Source organism: Streptomyces sp. NPDC056160 (assembly GCF_042268205.1).
Taxonomy (GTDB): domain Bacteria; phylum Actinomycetota; class Actinomycetes; order Streptomycetales; family Streptomycetaceae; genus Streptomyces.
In genome coordinates, this window is record NZ_JBHJUW010000023.1 from 41,226 (window position 1) to 55,934 (window position 14,709).

The 14,709-nt window shown below is 72.5% G+C and carries 14 protein-coding genes; 7 read left to right on the forward strand and 7 right to left on the reverse strand.

Features of this window, described 5'->3' with window-relative positions; all coding sequences use genetic code 11:
• Window positions 1-143: 143 nt before the first annotated feature.
• The gene (locus tag ACFC02_RS11335; protein ID WP_376355322.1) at window positions 144-542 is read left to right on the forward strand and encodes a peptidase inhibitor family I36 protein; all 399 of its coding nucleotides are present in this window, start codon (window positions 144-146) and stop codon (window positions 540-542) included.
• A gap of 58 nt (window positions 543-600) precedes the next feature.
• Here ACFC02_RS11335 and ACFC02_RS11340 read toward each other — a convergent pair whose 3' ends face one another.
• Complete coding sequence (locus tag ACFC02_RS11340; RefSeq protein ID WP_376355324.1) at window positions 601-798, reverse strand: hypothetical protein; 198 nt, start codon at window positions 796-798, stop codon at window positions 601-603.
• A 114-nt stretch (window positions 799-912) separates the two neighbouring features.
• Here ACFC02_RS11340 and ACFC02_RS11345 point away from each other — a divergent pair, with 114 nt between their 5' ends.
• Together ACFC02_RS11345 and ACFC02_RS11350 are read left to right on the forward strand one after the other, a co-directional pair.
• The gene (locus ACFC02_RS11345; RefSeq protein WP_376355326.1) at window positions 913-2,157 is read left to right on the forward strand and encodes a hypothetical protein; all 1,245 of its coding nucleotides are present in this window, start codon (window positions 913-915) and stop codon (window positions 2,155-2,157) included.
• A 171-nt stretch (window positions 2,158-2,328) separates the two neighbouring features.
• Window positions 2,329-2,511, forward strand: coding sequence for a hypothetical protein (locus ACFC02_RS11350; RefSeq protein WP_376355328.1), 183 nt, complete (start codon window positions 2,329-2,331; stop codon window positions 2,509-2,511).
• Between the two features lie 53 nt (window positions 2,512-2,564).
• Here the strand turns inward: ACFC02_RS11350 and ACFC02_RS11355 are convergent, their stop codons facing one another.
• Window positions 2,565-3,305 carry an alpha/beta hydrolase gene (locus ACFC02_RS11355; RefSeq protein ID WP_376355330.1) on the reverse strand — a complete coding sequence of 247 codons (741 nt, stop codon included), beginning with the start codon at window positions 3,303-3,305 and terminating at the stop codon, window positions 2,565-2,567.
• A 614-nt stretch (window positions 3,306-3,919) separates the two neighbouring features.
• The gene (locus ACFC02_RS11360) at window positions 3,920-4,477 is read right to left on the reverse strand and encodes a hypothetical protein (RefSeq protein WP_376355332.1); all 558 of its coding nucleotides are present in this window, start codon (window positions 4,475-4,477) and stop codon (window positions 3,920-3,922) included.
• 155 nt (window positions 4,478-4,632) lie between these two features.
• On the opposite strand from ACFC02_RS11360, the gene ACFC02_RS11365 reads away from it, so the two are divergent.
• The 4 genes from ACFC02_RS11365 (at window position 4,633) to ACFC02_RS11380 (ending at window position 9,743) form a co-directional block, all read left to right on the forward strand.
• On the forward strand, window positions 4,633-5,655 hold the full coding sequence (locus ACFC02_RS11365) for a hypothetical protein (protein ID WP_376355334.1): 1,023 nt from the start codon (window positions 4,633-4,635) through the stop codon (window positions 5,653-5,655).
• 410 nt (window positions 5,656-6,065) lie between these two features.
• Window positions 6,066-7,484 carry a uracil-xanthine permease family protein gene (locus ACFC02_RS11370; RefSeq protein ID WP_376355336.1) on the forward strand — a complete coding sequence of 473 codons (1,419 nt, stop codon included), beginning with the start codon at window positions 6,066-6,068 and terminating at the stop codon, window positions 7,482-7,484.
• A 145-nt stretch (window positions 7,485-7,629) separates the two neighbouring features.
• Window positions 7,630-9,036, forward strand: coding sequence for an amidohydrolase family protein (locus tag ACFC02_RS11375; protein WP_376355338.1), 1,407 nt, complete (start codon window positions 7,630-7,632; stop codon window positions 9,034-9,036).
• A complete protein-coding gene (locus ACFC02_RS11380; RefSeq protein ID WP_360976640.1) occupies window positions 9,033-9,743 on the forward strand; it encodes a sulfite exporter TauE/SafE family protein in 711 nt (236 codons plus the stop codon). The genes ACFC02_RS11375 and ACFC02_RS11380 overlap by 4 nt, the downstream gene beginning before the upstream one ends.
• Window positions 9,744-9,817: 74 nt before the next feature.
• Here ACFC02_RS11380 and ACFC02_RS11385 read toward each other — a convergent pair whose 3' ends face one another.
• From ACFC02_RS11385 to ACFC02_RS11400, 4 genes are all read right to left on the reverse strand, one after another.
• A complete protein-coding gene (locus tag ACFC02_RS11385) occupies window positions 9,818-10,906 on the reverse strand; it encodes a LacI family DNA-binding transcriptional regulator (RefSeq protein WP_376355340.1) in 1,089 nt (362 codons plus the stop codon).
• Window positions 10,907-11,003: 97 nt separating this feature from the next.
• Entirely contained in the window at window positions 11,004-11,972 is a 969-nt protein-coding gene (locus ACFC02_RS11390; protein WP_376355342.1) for a formylglycine-generating enzyme family protein, read from the reverse strand.
• 207 nt (window positions 11,973-12,179) lie between these two features.
• Window positions 12,180-13,697 (reverse strand): sulfatase-like hydrolase/transferase, encoded by a 1,518-nt coding sequence (locus ACFC02_RS11395; protein ID WP_376355344.1) that lies wholly within the window; start codon window positions 13,695-13,697, stop codon window positions 12,180-12,182.
• Window positions 13,694-14,695 carry an aliphatic sulfonate ABC transporter substrate-binding protein gene (locus ACFC02_RS11400; protein ID WP_376355346.1) on the reverse strand — a complete coding sequence of 334 codons (1,002 nt, stop codon included), beginning with the start codon at window positions 14,693-14,695 and terminating at the stop codon, window positions 13,694-13,696. Before ACFC02_RS11400 ends, ACFC02_RS11395 begins: the two co-directional genes overlap by 4 nt.
• Between the last annotated feature and the right edge of the window lie 14 nt (window positions 14,696-14,709).

Genomic DNA, 14,709 nt, shown 5'->3' on the forward strand with positions numbered 1-14,709 from the left:
GCGGAGAGGTGGTACCGGTGACTGCCGGCGACGCCTCACGCGCCTCCGCGTACGCTCTGGTGATCGCCTTTCGCAGCGCATGAGACTGACAGCCGTGGTTCAAGGAACACCACGGTGGACCCAGTGGAAAGGGAACAACTCCTATGCGCCGTGTCAGTTCGATCGCCATCGCCGCACTCGCCTTCGCAGCAGCCCTCGGAACAGCCCCCGCCGCCTCCGCCGCCGTTTCGGCCCCGGCCGCCCCGGAAGCAGCTGCCACCGCCGCGGCCTTCCACTGCGACCCGGGGCACTTCTGCATCTACAGCGGCTGGGACGGTGGCGGCAGCCGCTGCCAGTGGACGGCGGAGAAGGTCGCGAACACCGCCGACCAGTGCTCCTTCATCCGCAACGGCAAGAAGGTGCTGTCCCTGTGGAACGGCACCGGCCACCGCGTTCAGTACTACACCCAGACCAACTACCACGCGCGCGTCGGCTCGACAGCCGCCGGCCACGGGGGCAACCTCCAGGGCAGCTATCAGATCCGCTCCTTCAAGAAGCAGTAGCAGGCCCGCAAGCGAGAGGTCGGCCGTAAGGACCGCAAGCCCGGCAGACGGGTGGCGATCACGACGGCGACCGCCGGTGCGCGAGGCCATCACTCGGCACTGCGACCGAGCCGGGATCTGCGGCCGACTGCACGAAAGACGCCGTGGCGCGGGCAAAGGCTTCCGGATCGTCCAGCATGATGTCGTGACCGCAGTCCGGGATCGGCACCGCCGCCCGCACCCCCGCCACGGCTACGGTCAGGCTGACCGACGTCACGGGTGGCTCCGCCGGTGCGGGCCGTGCTCAGGCTCCGGACGCGCCGCCCGTGCATCAATGCGCATACAGCCTCAGAATGGACAAAACGTCCGGCGAACCTGCGGAGGCTCGGTGATGCGCGACAGCGCCGAGGACGATGAAGGTCACCCCGAGGAGCACGACGTGCGCGACGGTGAACCCGAAGCCGGCAAGGGCGACGGCGGGTACGCCCGGCCCGGGGCGTACGACGACGAGGAGCCGGAGTATGAGGACCCGGAGGGCCCGGAGGACCGGGAGTATGAGGGCCCGGAGGACTCGGAGGGCCCGGAGGACTCGGAGTATGAGGACTCGGAGTATGACGAGGACCGGCTGGACGGTCACCCCGAACAGCCCGCCCGCTCCGGCCAGGGCCGTTCTGCCGGCGCCGAGCCCGACGTGTATCTCGATGTCCCGCTGCTCAAGGTCGACGAGATCGACCTGGACGTCGAGGACCTGCGGGCCCACGTCTCCCTCCAGGCCGAGGTGCTGGACCTCCTGAAGCTGAACGTCGGCGCCGACGTCGCACTGGGCCGGGTACACCTGGGCATCTCGGGAGTGGAGGCCCAGGCCCGGCTCGAAGTGCGTCTCGACAACGTGGCGATGATCATCAACCGGGTCCTCACCACGCTCGACCGCAATCCGCAGATCCTGGAGGACCTGACCCGAGGGATCGGTTCGGCCGTGCAGGACGTCGGAGGCGGGGCGCGGCAGGCCCTCGGTGAGCTGGGCGCGGGCACGGGGCGAGCCGTCGGCGACATCGGCCGGGGAGCGGGCTCCGCCGTGCGGGACGTGGGGCGCGGTGCGGGCGAGGGGGTACGGGACGTGGGCCGCGGGGCCGGCACGGCGGTGGGGGATGTCGGACGGGGCGCCGGGGGTGCCGTCGGTGATGTGGGGCGTGGCGCGGGACGGACCCTGGAGGACACCGCGGGCGCGGTGAGCGGGGTCGTTGCCGACACCGGCGAGGCGGCCGGCGACGTCACCGCGAGCGCGGCCGGGCAAGCCGCGCGTGCGGGCGGCGACATGGCGGAGGTTAGGGCGGGCCGAGGCGCCGGAGCCGTGGAGGACGTGCCGGAGGCCACCGACGTGTCGGACGACGCAGACGACGCGGATGTCACGGAGGTCGCGGACGTACCGGATGCGCCGGATCCGGCGGCCGGTACCGTCCGCCGGGCCGCGCGGCCCCGGCGGAGCGGAGCACAGGGGCCCGACGACGAGCACCGGGACCCGGCCGTCCGGGGTCACGGCGGCACGCGGGGACGCCGAGTGCGCGGCGAGGACGGGAAACTGCCGCCCCGGTCCCGTCGCCGCCGCGCGGCCGGGGAGGCTGACGAGCCGCCATGAACGGCCCGCGGGCCGGCGACGGACGCCGTCCGGCACGCGGCGGAGCCGCACCCGGCCTCCGGCACGCACCCGGACATCGCGTTCTGGGGCACGGTCCGTTCCGGCCGTCTCCGTTTCGAGGAGGACCCGCTGACAGACGTCCGCGTCCCCGGCACCGGGAAGCGGACGTCGATGTCCCGCAGCGAGCGCACGAACCTCCCCGACGTGGTCGTCGCCGGTGAGGAGTACCGCGACACCACGGTCACCTACCGCCTCGCGACCCGGCTCACCGGGCGACCGGAGGACGGCCGGGACGGCGAGGGCCACACGAACGCGCACACGGGTGCGACGCGTCCCGATCCCGATCCGCCCTGATCGCCGGCAGGCGGGGCATGCTCATCGTCTGCCGGCGACATGACGGCCCGGCCCTACTTCAGGTGGCGGGCGAAGAACCGGGCCGCGGGGTCCCCCTCGAACTGCGGGACGCCGGTGTGCCCGCCCATGTTGGCGTGCAGCGTCTTCTCCTTGGAGCCGAAGGCGTCGAACAGGTCCAGGGCCGCCTGCCGGTCGTTGCCTTCGTCGTCCCACTGCAGCAGGACGTGCAGCGGGACGGTGACCTGGCGGGCCTCCTCGAACATGGCGGCGGGCACGAGACTACCGGCGAACAGGACGGCGGCCGCGATGCGCGGCTCGACCGCCGCGAGCCGGATGCCGATGGAGATCACACCCCCCGAGTACCCGACCGGGCCGTCGATCTCGGGCAGCGACAGGAGGGCGTCCAGGGCGGCCTGCCATTCCGGGACCGACTTTTCGACCAGCGGGAGGACGAGGGCGTCGATGATCTCGTCATCGACCGGCTCGCCGGCCTCCATGACCCGGCGCAGGTCGGCGCGGGCCTGCTCGACGGCGGCCCAACGGGGCCGGTCACCGCTGCCGGGGAGTTCGATGGTGGCCGCCGCGAAACCGTCCGCTGCGGCATGCCGGGCCCGTCCCGCCAGCCGGGGGTACATCCTGCGCAGTCCGAGCGGGGGGTGACCGAGGAGGATCAGCGGCGTCGGTGCGGATGCGGAAGCGGACGCGGGAGTCCACAGGATGCCGGGGATTCCGCCGAGGGTGAATTCGCGTTCGAGGACGCCGTCATCGAGACGCTGTTCAGAAGTGAAGTGCACAGTCGTGCCTTTCGGGAGTGCTCGTGAACGGCGCTCCCGGACGACCTATCGCCCGACCGTGACCCCGGAGGGGAGCACCCATGTCGATACGTTCACGGGTACCACCTCCTCGCTCTCCAGCACGGCCTCCGGAAACCTAGCAGTGGTCGCGGTGATCCGCCAAACGGTTTCTCGGGCGGGCTCCGTGGCCGGATGCCCAGGAGCCGGACACCGCAGAGCTGCTCGCGGCCGCAGCGGTTCGTTGAGTGGAATCCGACGGTCCGCAGCCCACCGTCCGCGTAGATCACGGGCTTTGCCGGCACTCGCTCTTCTCCGCGGTCGTCCCGCGCTGCGCACTGGACAAGTCCCGGCGCGCCACCACCCTGTTCGCCGATCCCCAGGCGGCCGAGCCTACGGCGTACGAGGGGGCGCGAGGGCGCGGTGAAGGCCGCCAGGGCCGCCTGACGTGGGAAGGGGGGCCGTGAGGCGGTGCGGTCGCGTGGCGAGCGACCGCACGAGCCCGGCGCGGTGCGACGGGCCGCTCACGTGAAGCGGTGGCGACCCTCGGCCTCCCGTGGCCGCTCCCGTGCAGGGAGCGGCCCCTTTCCCCGCGCCGTCACCGGCCGCTGGGCAGGTCAGGGGAGTTTGTGGATGCGCTCCCAGTGGGCGTTCGAAAGGAGGGTGGAGAAGTAGTCGTTGGGGCGCTTGCCGGTCGCCGACGGCAGGCGGGAGTCGCGGCGCAGCGTGTTGCTGTAGCCCTTGAAGACCGCCATCGACATGTGCAGGCAGTTGTTGCCGAGCAAGTCGTAGCCCCGCTTCTTGACGGCCTTGTACGCGACCTGCGCGTTGCCGGCGTTGCCGTCCCTGGTGTTCGTGCAGCGGTACCGCGTGTACCCGGCCGCGGGCCGGAACGACTTGCGCACGTCCTTCCAGGCACCGCCGCGGATCCATGCCTCGTTCCAGTTGAACGAGCCCCAGATCCAGTGGTCCTTCGCCCCGCGCACCTTGACCGCCCAGGCCACGTGTCCTGCCTTGGGCACGGCGGTCGGCGCGTTGAACATGCACGTACGCCCAGAGGCCGACGCCGACACGGCGTGCGCCGGGGCAGGCGCCATGACCGCGCCGCCGGCCAGGATCGCGATGGCCCCGGCCGTCGACACAGCGGCCTGCGTGAGATCCCTGCGGATGCTCATCATCCGAACTCCCTTTCTGTCCCTCACCCTTTTCCGGCGCCCGATTGGCAGCCGGAACACTCGGTGCCGGAAGCTTGACCCGGCACTTGATGACCTGCACGTTTCCGCGGGCTGGTCATCAACTGGTCATCGAGCTGCGAAGGCTGGGGAGCCGGATGACGAGCAGACAGGGGCGCAGGGAGCGGCCGGTCGACCCCGAGGACGGACCGGTGCAGGCGTTCGCCTGGGGGCTGCGTCAGCTGCGCGTGGACTGCGGCACACCCACGTACAAGGAGATGGCGAGACACGCCTCCTACTCGTCCTCGGCACTGTCCGGCGCGGCCGGCGGGCAGGCACCGCCGTCCCTGGAGGTGGCGCTGGCCTATGTGAGCGCGTGCCTGCGGCACGCGCGGGCCGACCTCGGCCGGGTGGCGGCCGCCCAGGACGAATGGGCCTCGAAGTGGCACGAGTTGCAGTCCCGGCTCGCCCCGCCCGCGGCCCCTGCACCGACCAGCACCCCCGCTCCTGCCACCGGCACCGGCACCGGCACCGAGCCGACGGGCCCCGTCGGGGAGCCACTGCACCGAACCCGAAGGTGGTACCGGCGACGTCCCGCTGCCGTGGGCCTGCTGGTACTTGTGCTGGTCCTGGCGGGAGTGAGCGTCCTGATCGGCAGGAACGTCCCGCGTCCTGGTCCAGCGGAGGCCGCAACGGGCCTGCCCGGGCAGGCTCCCGCCGGTTCGTCACCACTCCAGGCGCGTGAACAGGTCGATCGGGTCCAGGTGGACGCCCTCGGCCCCCCGAGCCGATGCGGCCCCGTACGGCCCGCCACGGGCGAACTGTTCCTGCGGGCGTGCGTGCGCGTGGAGGACGACGAGGTCCTGTTCGCCCTCAAGATCATGAATCTCGGGCCGCACGCGGTGGAGGTCACCACGAAGCTGGCCTATGCGCAGTCCGGCCGCTATCACTCGTGCCCGCGAGCCGACGGCCTGTGGCACGGCACGGTCCCCGCGCACGACACACACGTGACCGAGCCGACGGACTGTGTCACCGCCCGCGCCGAACCGGCCGCTTATCAGGCCGACGGCCTGCTCGCGCTCGGCAACGGCCACGAATGGATCGCGCACCAGCTCTCCCCGAACGCCCACGTGCACCCGCGTGACGTCCTGTGGCGCTGCAAGGGGGACGTGCCCTGCTGATCCGCCGCAGCGTGCGGCCCCGGAACGGGTGCGGGCAGTGAGCCGTGATCCCCGTCCTGGCAACCGTCCCGCGCCCTCGCGAAGACGGCTCACGGCAAAAGGCCTCGACCGGGGCCGCGTTGAAGGCGGCCGTCCCGCTCCGTCCCCCCTCCCCCGCGCCGGGCTCACGGTCGCCCCCGGCGTCGCCGTCCCCCCGGCGCCTGCTTCAACTGGGGGGTGAGACACGGCAGTCGGCCGACCACCGTGTCGCCCGCCTGGCGATCGGCCGCCCTCGGGAGTCCTTCCTACCCCTTGACGCCCTGGCGGAACAGCTCCCACACTAGCGACCAAATCGATTTGGCCCCTCGGTTTGGCTGCCGTCCACGGCTGAATCGCGGCCTGTGCCGGAGCGAGCCGACAGGAGCTCGAACGTGTCCAGATTCCGCAGCGCCCCCTCCCGGGACGCGTCAACCACACCCGCCTCGCCCTCCCCCGGGCCCCACCCCGTGGACCAGCGCCGCCCACTGAGCAGGATCGTGCTGTTCGGCGTGCAGCACGTCCTCGTCATGGCCGCCACCCCCATCTCGGCGATCTTCCTGATGAGCGCCACCCTCCGCCTCGACGGCCACCTCACCGTCGACCTGCTCTCCGCGGCCTTCGTGCTCTCCGGGATCGGCTCGCTGGTCCAGTCCCTCGGACCCTGGAAGTTCGGGCCCAGGCTGCCGTTCGTCATGCTGCCCGGCGGCGCACCCCTGGTCCTCTTCCTCGCCATCGCCCAGCAGCACGGTCTGCCCACCGCCGCCGGAGCCGTGCTCCTCACGGCGGTCTTCACCTTCCTCGTGCTGCCCGTCTTCGCACGTCTGCTCAGGTTCTTCCCGCCCCTGGTCATCGGCACGATGATCGTCATCGTCGGCGTCAACCTGGTCAAGGTCGGAGCCCAGCTGGTCACCGGCCCGTCCGGCGCCCCGGGATTCGCCTCGCCCGTCCGGCTGGGCCTCGCCTTCGCCACGATCGGCTTCACCGTCGCCTTCTACTGGCTGTTCACCGGCGTACTGCGCCAACTCGCCGTGATGCTCGGCCTGCTCGCCGGCACCCTGCTCGCCCTCGCCCTCGGCCAGGTGGATCTCGGCAGTGCCGTCGGCGGAGGACTGCTGAGCCTGCCGCAGCCGCTGCCCTTCGGCGCGCCCGTGTTCGACCTGCTCGCCGCGCTGCCGCTGATGCTCTACAGCCTGGCGTCCATGGCGGAGGCCACCGGCCAGACCGTCATCAACGCCGAGGCCGTCGGCAAGGAGATCGACCCACGGCGCGAGGTGCCCCGCACCGTCCGTGGCGACGCCGCCACCTCGCTGCTCGGCGGCCTGTTCGGACTGCCTCTGATGGTGACCAGCGGGGAGAACATCGGCATCGTGCGCATCACCGGCGTACGCAGCCGCTTCGTGACCGCCGCCGCGGGGGCGGTGCTCATCGTCCTCGGTTTCCTCGCCCCGGTCACCCGGGCGATCGGCGCGGTGCCGTCCCCCGTCGTCGGCGGTACCGCGCTCGTGGTCTTCGCCGTGGTCACCGTGCTCGGCATGCAGATGCTCTCGCGGGCCGACCTCGAACGGCATTCCCACACGATCGTCTGCGCGGTGGCCCTCGCGGTCGGCCTGCTGCCGATCCTCGTACCGGACATCTACCGCGGCTTCCCCTCCGGCGTGCGCATCCTGCTGGGCAGCGGCGTCGCCGTCGGCGCCTTCGCCGCGGCCCTGCTCAACGTGCTCTTCCACCACGTACGCCCGCGTCTGGCGCGTACCGCGGCCGCGGCCCCCACCGCCGAACAGCCCGGACCGGGGCCGGCCAGAGCATTCTGACGCGGCGTCAGCACCGCTCGTCCGCGACCGTCAAGTATGCGGCCGCCTCCAGGCACGCCCCGCCGCCGCCCACGACTCCGCGCGACCGCAGGGCCGCACGACCCCACCCACCAGGCCGCACTGACGGCCGTACCGAAAGGGAACCATGAACCACCTGACCCCGGACCAGCTCGGCGCCGAGGCGCTGCTGCTGGTTCCGGACGTGACCTTCACCCCCGACGGGCCCCGGGACCGGGACGCGGTGGTGGTGCGCCACGGCGCCTTCCACGACGTCGGGCCTCTCGAGCGCCTGGCCCGCGCCCATCCGGACCTGACCCCGCTGCCGCTGCCGGGGCAGGCCCTGATGCCGGGCTTCGTGGACGTCCACCACCACCTGACCCAGAGCTTCGGGGCCGCGCTGGCCTTCGGCGAACCGTCGGAGATCTTCCGCCGGGTGTGGGTACCCCTGGAGGGCGCGCTGGACGAGGAGTCGGCGTACGTGGCGGCCAAGCTCGCCGCGCTGGAATCGCTGCGCGGCGGTTTCACCACGGTGGCCGACGCCGGAACCCGCGCCGCCGTCGACGTCGAGGTGGTGGCGGCCGCCGCCCGCGACGCCGGACTGCGCTGCGTCCTCGGGCTCGTCTGCAACGACCTCGGACCCGCCGAGGAAGCCGCCGGGAACGACACGGACACGGTCCTGGCCCGCGCCGAGAAGCACCTCGCCCGCTACGCGGGCGACCCCCTCATCCACCCCTCGCTCGCCGTCTCGGTGCCCGAGGCGGCCACCGCGCGCACCCTGCACGACACCGCCAGACTCGCGGCGGAGGCGTCCGCCGTGGTCCAGATCCATGTCAACGAGCACCTCGCGGGCGTCGAGCGCGTCCTCGTCCAGCACGGAATGCGCCCCCTGGAGTACCTGCACCACACGGGCGCGCTCGGGCCGCAGCTGCTCGCCGCGCACGCCACTTTGCTCACCCCCGCGGAGATCACCCTGCTCGCGGACACCGGCGCGGCGGCCGGATACAACCCGGTCGCCAGCGCCTGGAAGGGCAACGCCGTCGCACCCGCGACCAGTTGGGCCGAGCGCGGGATCCGTTTCGGGCTCGGGACGGACGGCACCCGCGGTGACGGGTTCCGGCTGCTCGACGCCGCCGAGTTCGCGCAGCGCCTCGCCTACGGCCTGACCTGCGGCGACTCCTCGTGCGGCGCGGGATGGACCTGGCTGGAGCACGCCACGGCGGGCGGCGCCGACGCGGTCGGCCTCGGCGCCGTCACCGGCCGCGTCGCCCCCGGCCACGCGGCCGACTTCCTGCTGGTGGACCTGACGAACCCGGAGATGCACCCCTCGTGGGACCTGCCCTGGGAACTCGTACGGCGTGGCAATCGCGACCAGATCACCGCGGTGTTCGTGGCCGGCCGGCTGAGACTGTGGCAGGGCCGGCCCACCGAGTTCGACGGTGCCGCCCTGGTGCGCCGGGCCGCCGAACTGGGCGCCGAGGTGGTGGCCCGCGCGCCCGTCACGCGAGTGCACCCCACGTCCGCGGCCGCCCGGACCCGGAGTGCGGCGCGGTGAACGGCGAGACGCTCACGATCCTGTCCCTGGTGGTGGCCGTCGCCGCCTTCGTGCAGGGCACCAGCGGTCTCGGCTTCGCGCTGATCGTCGCCCCCGTCGCAGGCCTGCTGGCACCCTCGCTGCTCCCGGTCTTCGTCCTGACGGCGATGATCCCGCTCAACCTGTACGTGGCATGGCGCGAGCGGCACAGCCTCGACCTGCGCGGAGCCCGCTGGATCACAGCGGCCCGGCTGCTGGCCACGCCCGGGGGGCTGCTGCTGCTGTGGGCGATCCCCGTCGGCAGCCTGGGCCTGGTGGTAGGGGTGTCGACGGTGCTCGCGGCGCTGGTCAGCCTGGCCGCCCCGGCGTTCACACCGGGGCGCGGGGCCTACCTCGGAGCCGGCATGATCACGGGTCTCACGGAGACGGCGACCGGGGTCGGCGGGCCACCGCTCGCCCTCGTCTACCAGCACCGGCCGCCCGGCGAACTGCGCTCGACGGTGGCGGTGTGCTTCCTCGTCGGCGAAGTCGCCTCCCTCGCCCTGCTGTTCGCCACCGGCCAGGGGCACCCGGCGCAGCTCGGCTGGGCCCTGCTGTCCCTGCCCGCACTGATCGCCGGAGCGTGGCTGAGCCGGCTGGTGCACCAGCGGATCGACGCGACACGGATGCGGCTGTTCGTGCTGGCGTTCGCCCTGGTCTCCGGGGTGGTGCTCATGCTGGGTCCCTGACCGGCCGGTGCTGTGGGCGAGGGCCGGCTCCCGCCCCGGGGCCGGCCGGCGGGGCGGTGGGCCGCTCGCCCGGGTCAGGGTCGCCGGGGCCGGCGCAGCGACGACGCGCGGACGACGACCCGGGGCTCACCGGTGTCCTCGGCCGCGGGCCGCTGCGCGCCCTCGCCCAAGGGGCCGGTCCGGGCGTCGCCGTCTGCCGCGCCCGCCACGCCCATCCGGGCCAGCAGCAGCACCACGGCGTCCGCGGTGGCGCGGTCCAGGTGCAGGTCCACGGCGGTGAGCGGCGGATCGCAGGTACGGGCGCGCAGACCGTCGTAGCGGGTCACCACCATGACGTCCTCGGGTATGCGGCGGCCCAACTCGCGTATCGCGCGGACCGCGCCGACTGCGAATGCGTCCACCAGGACGCAGACCGCGTCGGTGGAAGGGTGCTCGGCGAGCAGCGCGGCACACTGTTCGTACCCCGCCTGCTCGCCGCCCTCCTCCGGCGCGGTCACGACGACCGGCTCCCAGCCGTGGGCGGCGGCGGCCCGTTCGTAGGCGGCCAGGGCGTCGACGGTGGAGTGCCGGGTGCCGGCCCCGACGAAGAGAGCGGGGTGCCGGGCGCCCTGCTCCCGCAGGTGGTCCAGGAGCAGCTCGGCGACGCGTCCACCGTGCAGGTCGACGTGGGGGGCGTCGTCCTGCGGGTCCGTGGGCCGGCCGAGGGTGACGTAGGGAAGCTGCCGCTCGCGCAGCTGCGCGACGGCCGGGTCCTGCGCCTCGGGCTCGACCACGATCGCCCCGTCGATGTCGACGGAGTACAGGGCGGAACCCGACCGGGCGGGCGGCAGCAGCACGAGTGCGTAGCCGTGGACGAGGGCGCACTCGGCGGCAGCGGCGGCGACCTCCATGTAGAAGCCGAGACGGGACGGGCCTCCCGCCACCGCGAACGGCATGGAGGAGGCCAGGGCGATCGCCTGGGACCGGCCCCGGCGCAGCCGCTGGGCGCGCAGGTTGGGGCGGTAGCCGAGGTCCGCGGCCACCTTCTTGATGCGCTCGCGGGTGCGCGGGTCGACCTTGCCGATCCCGTTGAGGGCGTGCGAGACAGTCGTCCGCGACACTCCGGCGGCCTGGGCCACATCGGCGATGGTCGGCGGCCGGGGGCCGGAACGGGAGGTAGGCATGACGGTATCTTGACCGACCCGGCGGGCGAATCTCCAGCCCCGGCCGAACGGACCGTACGCGCCGCCCCCTGCCCCGAGCGGGCGGACGTCGCCCCTGTCACCCGGCCGCCGCCGAGGAGGCGTCGTTGGCGCAGCGGAAGCCGAGGTTGCCCGAGGAGGACTCCGGGGTGTTGGAGGAACGGGCCGCGACCCGGTAGCGGTTGCAGTAGGACTCGTGGCACAGGTAGGAGCCGCCGCGAATGACGCGTACGGTCCCGGTGTCCGGGCCGTGCGGGTCGTCCACGGGTGCCTGGGCGTAGTAGGAGGGCGAGAACCAGTCGGAGCACCATTCCCAGACGTTGCCGGCGGTGTTCCACAGGCCGAAGCCGTTGGGGCGGTAGGACTTGACGGGTGCGGTGGTCAGGTGGCCGTCCTCCGCCGTGTTGGTGTGGGGGAAGCGCCCCTGCCAGATGTTGCAGCGCCACCGGCCGTCCGGGGTCAGCTCGTCGCCCCAGGCGTAGCGGCGGCCGGCCAGGCCGCCGCGTGCGGCGTACTCCCACTCCGCCTCGGTGGGCAGTCGCTTGCCGGCCCACTGCGCGTAGGCGGTCGCGTCGTTCCAGGAGACGTGGACGACGGGGTGGTTCTGGCGGCCGGTGATGTCGGAGCGGCCCCCCTCGGGGAGGCGCCAGTGGGCGCCCCGGACGTTGATCCACCAGGGGGCTCCGGCCGCGTTGCCGAGGACGTCGGCCGAGGGGGCGGCGACCGCGAGGTGGAAGACCGCCGAGGAGCCGTGGCGTTCGGCGTCGGTGACGTGGCCGGTGGCCTTGACGAAGGTGGCGAACTGGGCGTTGGTGACAGTGGTCTCGTCGATGTGGAAGGACTGCAGACGTACCGTGTGGACGGGTGTCTCGCCGTCGGACGGGTAGCCCTCGTCGAAGGCGTCGCCCATCGCGAAGTCGCCGCCGGGCAGGCGGACCTGTCCGCGGGTCGAGCGCCTGCGGGTGGCGGGGCCCGGTGCCGGCGGGGCGGCCGGAGGAGGGACGGCGACGGCGCCCGGGGTACAGCAGGGGTGGTGCTCGCTGGTCATGGTCGAAGTCCTCGCTTGCGGGGCCGGTGTCCGGGGCAGGGGACGTCCGCGCCCGCGGGGCGGGGCGCCGGGCCGTGTGGCGGACTGCTCGGGCCGGGGGTGTCGAGGTCGGTCCGGTCGGCGGGGCGGGGGCGCGGGCTCCGCGGGCACCGCCGAGGCGTGCGGAAGGCGCGCACCGAGCGGGGCCCGCGCATGCCGGCCGGCTTGCTACTTACGGTAGGTGGACTCGTCGAGGCCGCTCAGGGTCGGGTCGTGTGCCACCTCGCCGACGTCGTACATGGACGTCATCCAGTGGTAGAAGTTGTCGCCGCGTTCCCGCAGGACGTCGTACAGGCGGCGCATCATCCGCGAGCGGACCTCCGCCTGTTCGGGGTGGTCGTAGACGTTCAGCAGCTCGTCCGGATCGGCCCGCAGGTCGTAGAGCTCGTTGACCGAGTCGGGGTTGACCACGAGTTTGTACCGGTCCTCGCGCAGCATGCGCTGCGGGTACGGGAAGTGGTGGCCGTGGAACTCGCAGACGATGTCCTCCTGCCACTCCACCGTCTCGCCGTGGACCAGCGGCAGCAGGCTGCGCGAGTCGACGGCGGGCTTCGGGTCGATGCCCGCCAGTTCGAGGATGGTCGCGGTGCAGTCGAGCAGGCTGACGAACTCGGTCCGCACGGTGCCGCCCGGGGCGCCCGGGACGCGGAGCAGGCCGGGTGTGCGGTAGATGTCCTCGTACATGGCGGGGCCCTTGTCGTGCAGCCGGTGGGCGCCGGTGAACTCACCGTGGTCGCAGGTGAAGAACACGGCGGTGTCGTCCACCAGCCCCAGCCGCTCCATCGCGTCCATGACCCGGCCGATCTGCCGGTCGATCAACGCCACGTAGCCCCAGTAGACGGCGATCAGCTTGCGGGTCGTCTCGACGGGCATGGTGTCGAAGGTCCAGTGCGCGCTGTAGTTGCGCTGGACCGGGGGTTTGCCGTGGAAGGTCTCCGCGACCGACCGCGGCAGTTCCACGTCGGCCGGGTCGACCAGGTCGAAGTACTCGTCGGGGAGGATGTAGGGCAGGTGGGGTCCGAAGAAGTGCAGGGCGAGGAAGAACGGTTGCTCGCGCTCGCGGTGGTCGGCCGCGTACCGTTCGAGCTGTTCGATGGCACGGGTGGCCAGGTAGTGCTCGAAGGTGGCCTCGAGCGGCTGGTGCAGCCGGGCGGCGAGGAGGTTCCCGGGGCCGCCGTTGGGCAGGGTGCCGCGGATGCGGTCGCTGATCTCGTAGGGCGGCAGGCCGTGTTCGGCGAGGTGGGCGAGGTAGTCCGGATGGTCCACCGGGTTGTGCCAGCCGGGTAGCTCGGGGCCGTCGAAGCCGTAGTCGGCCGCCGTCCGCCGGGTGCCCGCGTGCCACTTGCCGATGAGGCCGCAGTTGTAGCCGTGCTCGCGCAGGGCCCGGGAGAAGGTGAACCGGTCCTCGGCGAGGTCTTCGAGGTAGCCGACGTTGCGCTCGTGGTTGGCGAGCAGTTTGTGCCGGAAGGGCGCCTGGCCGGTCAGCAGGCTGGCCCGGGCCGGGGTGCAGATCGCGGTGGGCGTGTACCAGCGGTCGAAACGGGTTCCGGTGGCGGCGAGTTCGTCGAGGACGGGGGTGTGTGCCAGCGGGTTGCCGTAGGCGCCGAGGGTGTCCACCCGGTGCTGGTCGGTCATGAGGAAGAGGATGTTCTTGCCGCGCGCGGCGGACGCGCCGGGCGCGCTCACTTGCCCGCTCCGGTGAAGAGGGCGCCGGTGTAGTACGTCTTCGGGTCGACCGGGTGCTGGAGTTTGCCCGCCTGGACGAAGTAGTCGTTCATGCCCTTCAGCCATTTGTCGACGGTGCCGTTCTCGGTGAGCGTGTCCAGCTCGCCGACGGTCAGCAGCTTGTTGTTGGCGGCGTCCGCCTTCACCTGCTCTTCGGGGATGCCGAGTTTCGCGGCGGTGAGCTTGACGGCCTCGCCGGTGTGCGCGGCGCGGAACGCGATCGCGTCCCGCAGCACGGCGAGGACCTTCTTCACCTTCGCCGGCTGCTCGGCGACGAGGTCGTCGGCGGCGACGAAGGCGGTCGGGAAGGAGACCTCGTCGGCGAAGTCGGAGTTCTTCGCCAGTTCCGTCATGCCCGGCACCTGCTTCCTGATGGTCGCGGCCGCGGGGTACCAGAACCCGGCGGCGTCCACCTTCTTCGAGGAGAACGCCGAGACGATGGTCGACGGGTCCATCGGTACGGTCTTGACGTCGCTCCTCTTCATCCCCGCCCGCTGAAGGGCGAGGGTGAGGATCATGTCGCCGGAGGTGCCCTCGGGTACGGCGACGGTCTTGCCCTTGAGCTGCCGCATCGAGGTGATGCCGGGCTGTGCGATGACGCGGTCGGAGTTGCCGAGGGTGTTGATCGCGACGACCTTGGCCTTGCCGGAGGCCGGCAGCCACATCGCGCCGGGGCCGATGTAACCGAGGTCGAGGTTGCCGGTGCCCAGGGCCTGGATCTGCAACGGGCCGTTGGTGAAGACCTTGCTCTCGGCGGTGAGGCCGTGCTTGGCCCACAGCCCCTCGGCATCGGCGACGGCGATCAGGCTGGTGCCGTTGAAGTCGCCGATGTAGCCGATGCGCACCTTCTCACCGCCTTTGCCGGAGGAGGAGCCGGCGCCACAGGCGGTCAGGAGGGAGGCGGCGGCCAGGGCCGCGACCGTAGCGGTGAAACCTCTGCGGGAGGTCGTGAGCGGCATGGAGGGGTGCGTCC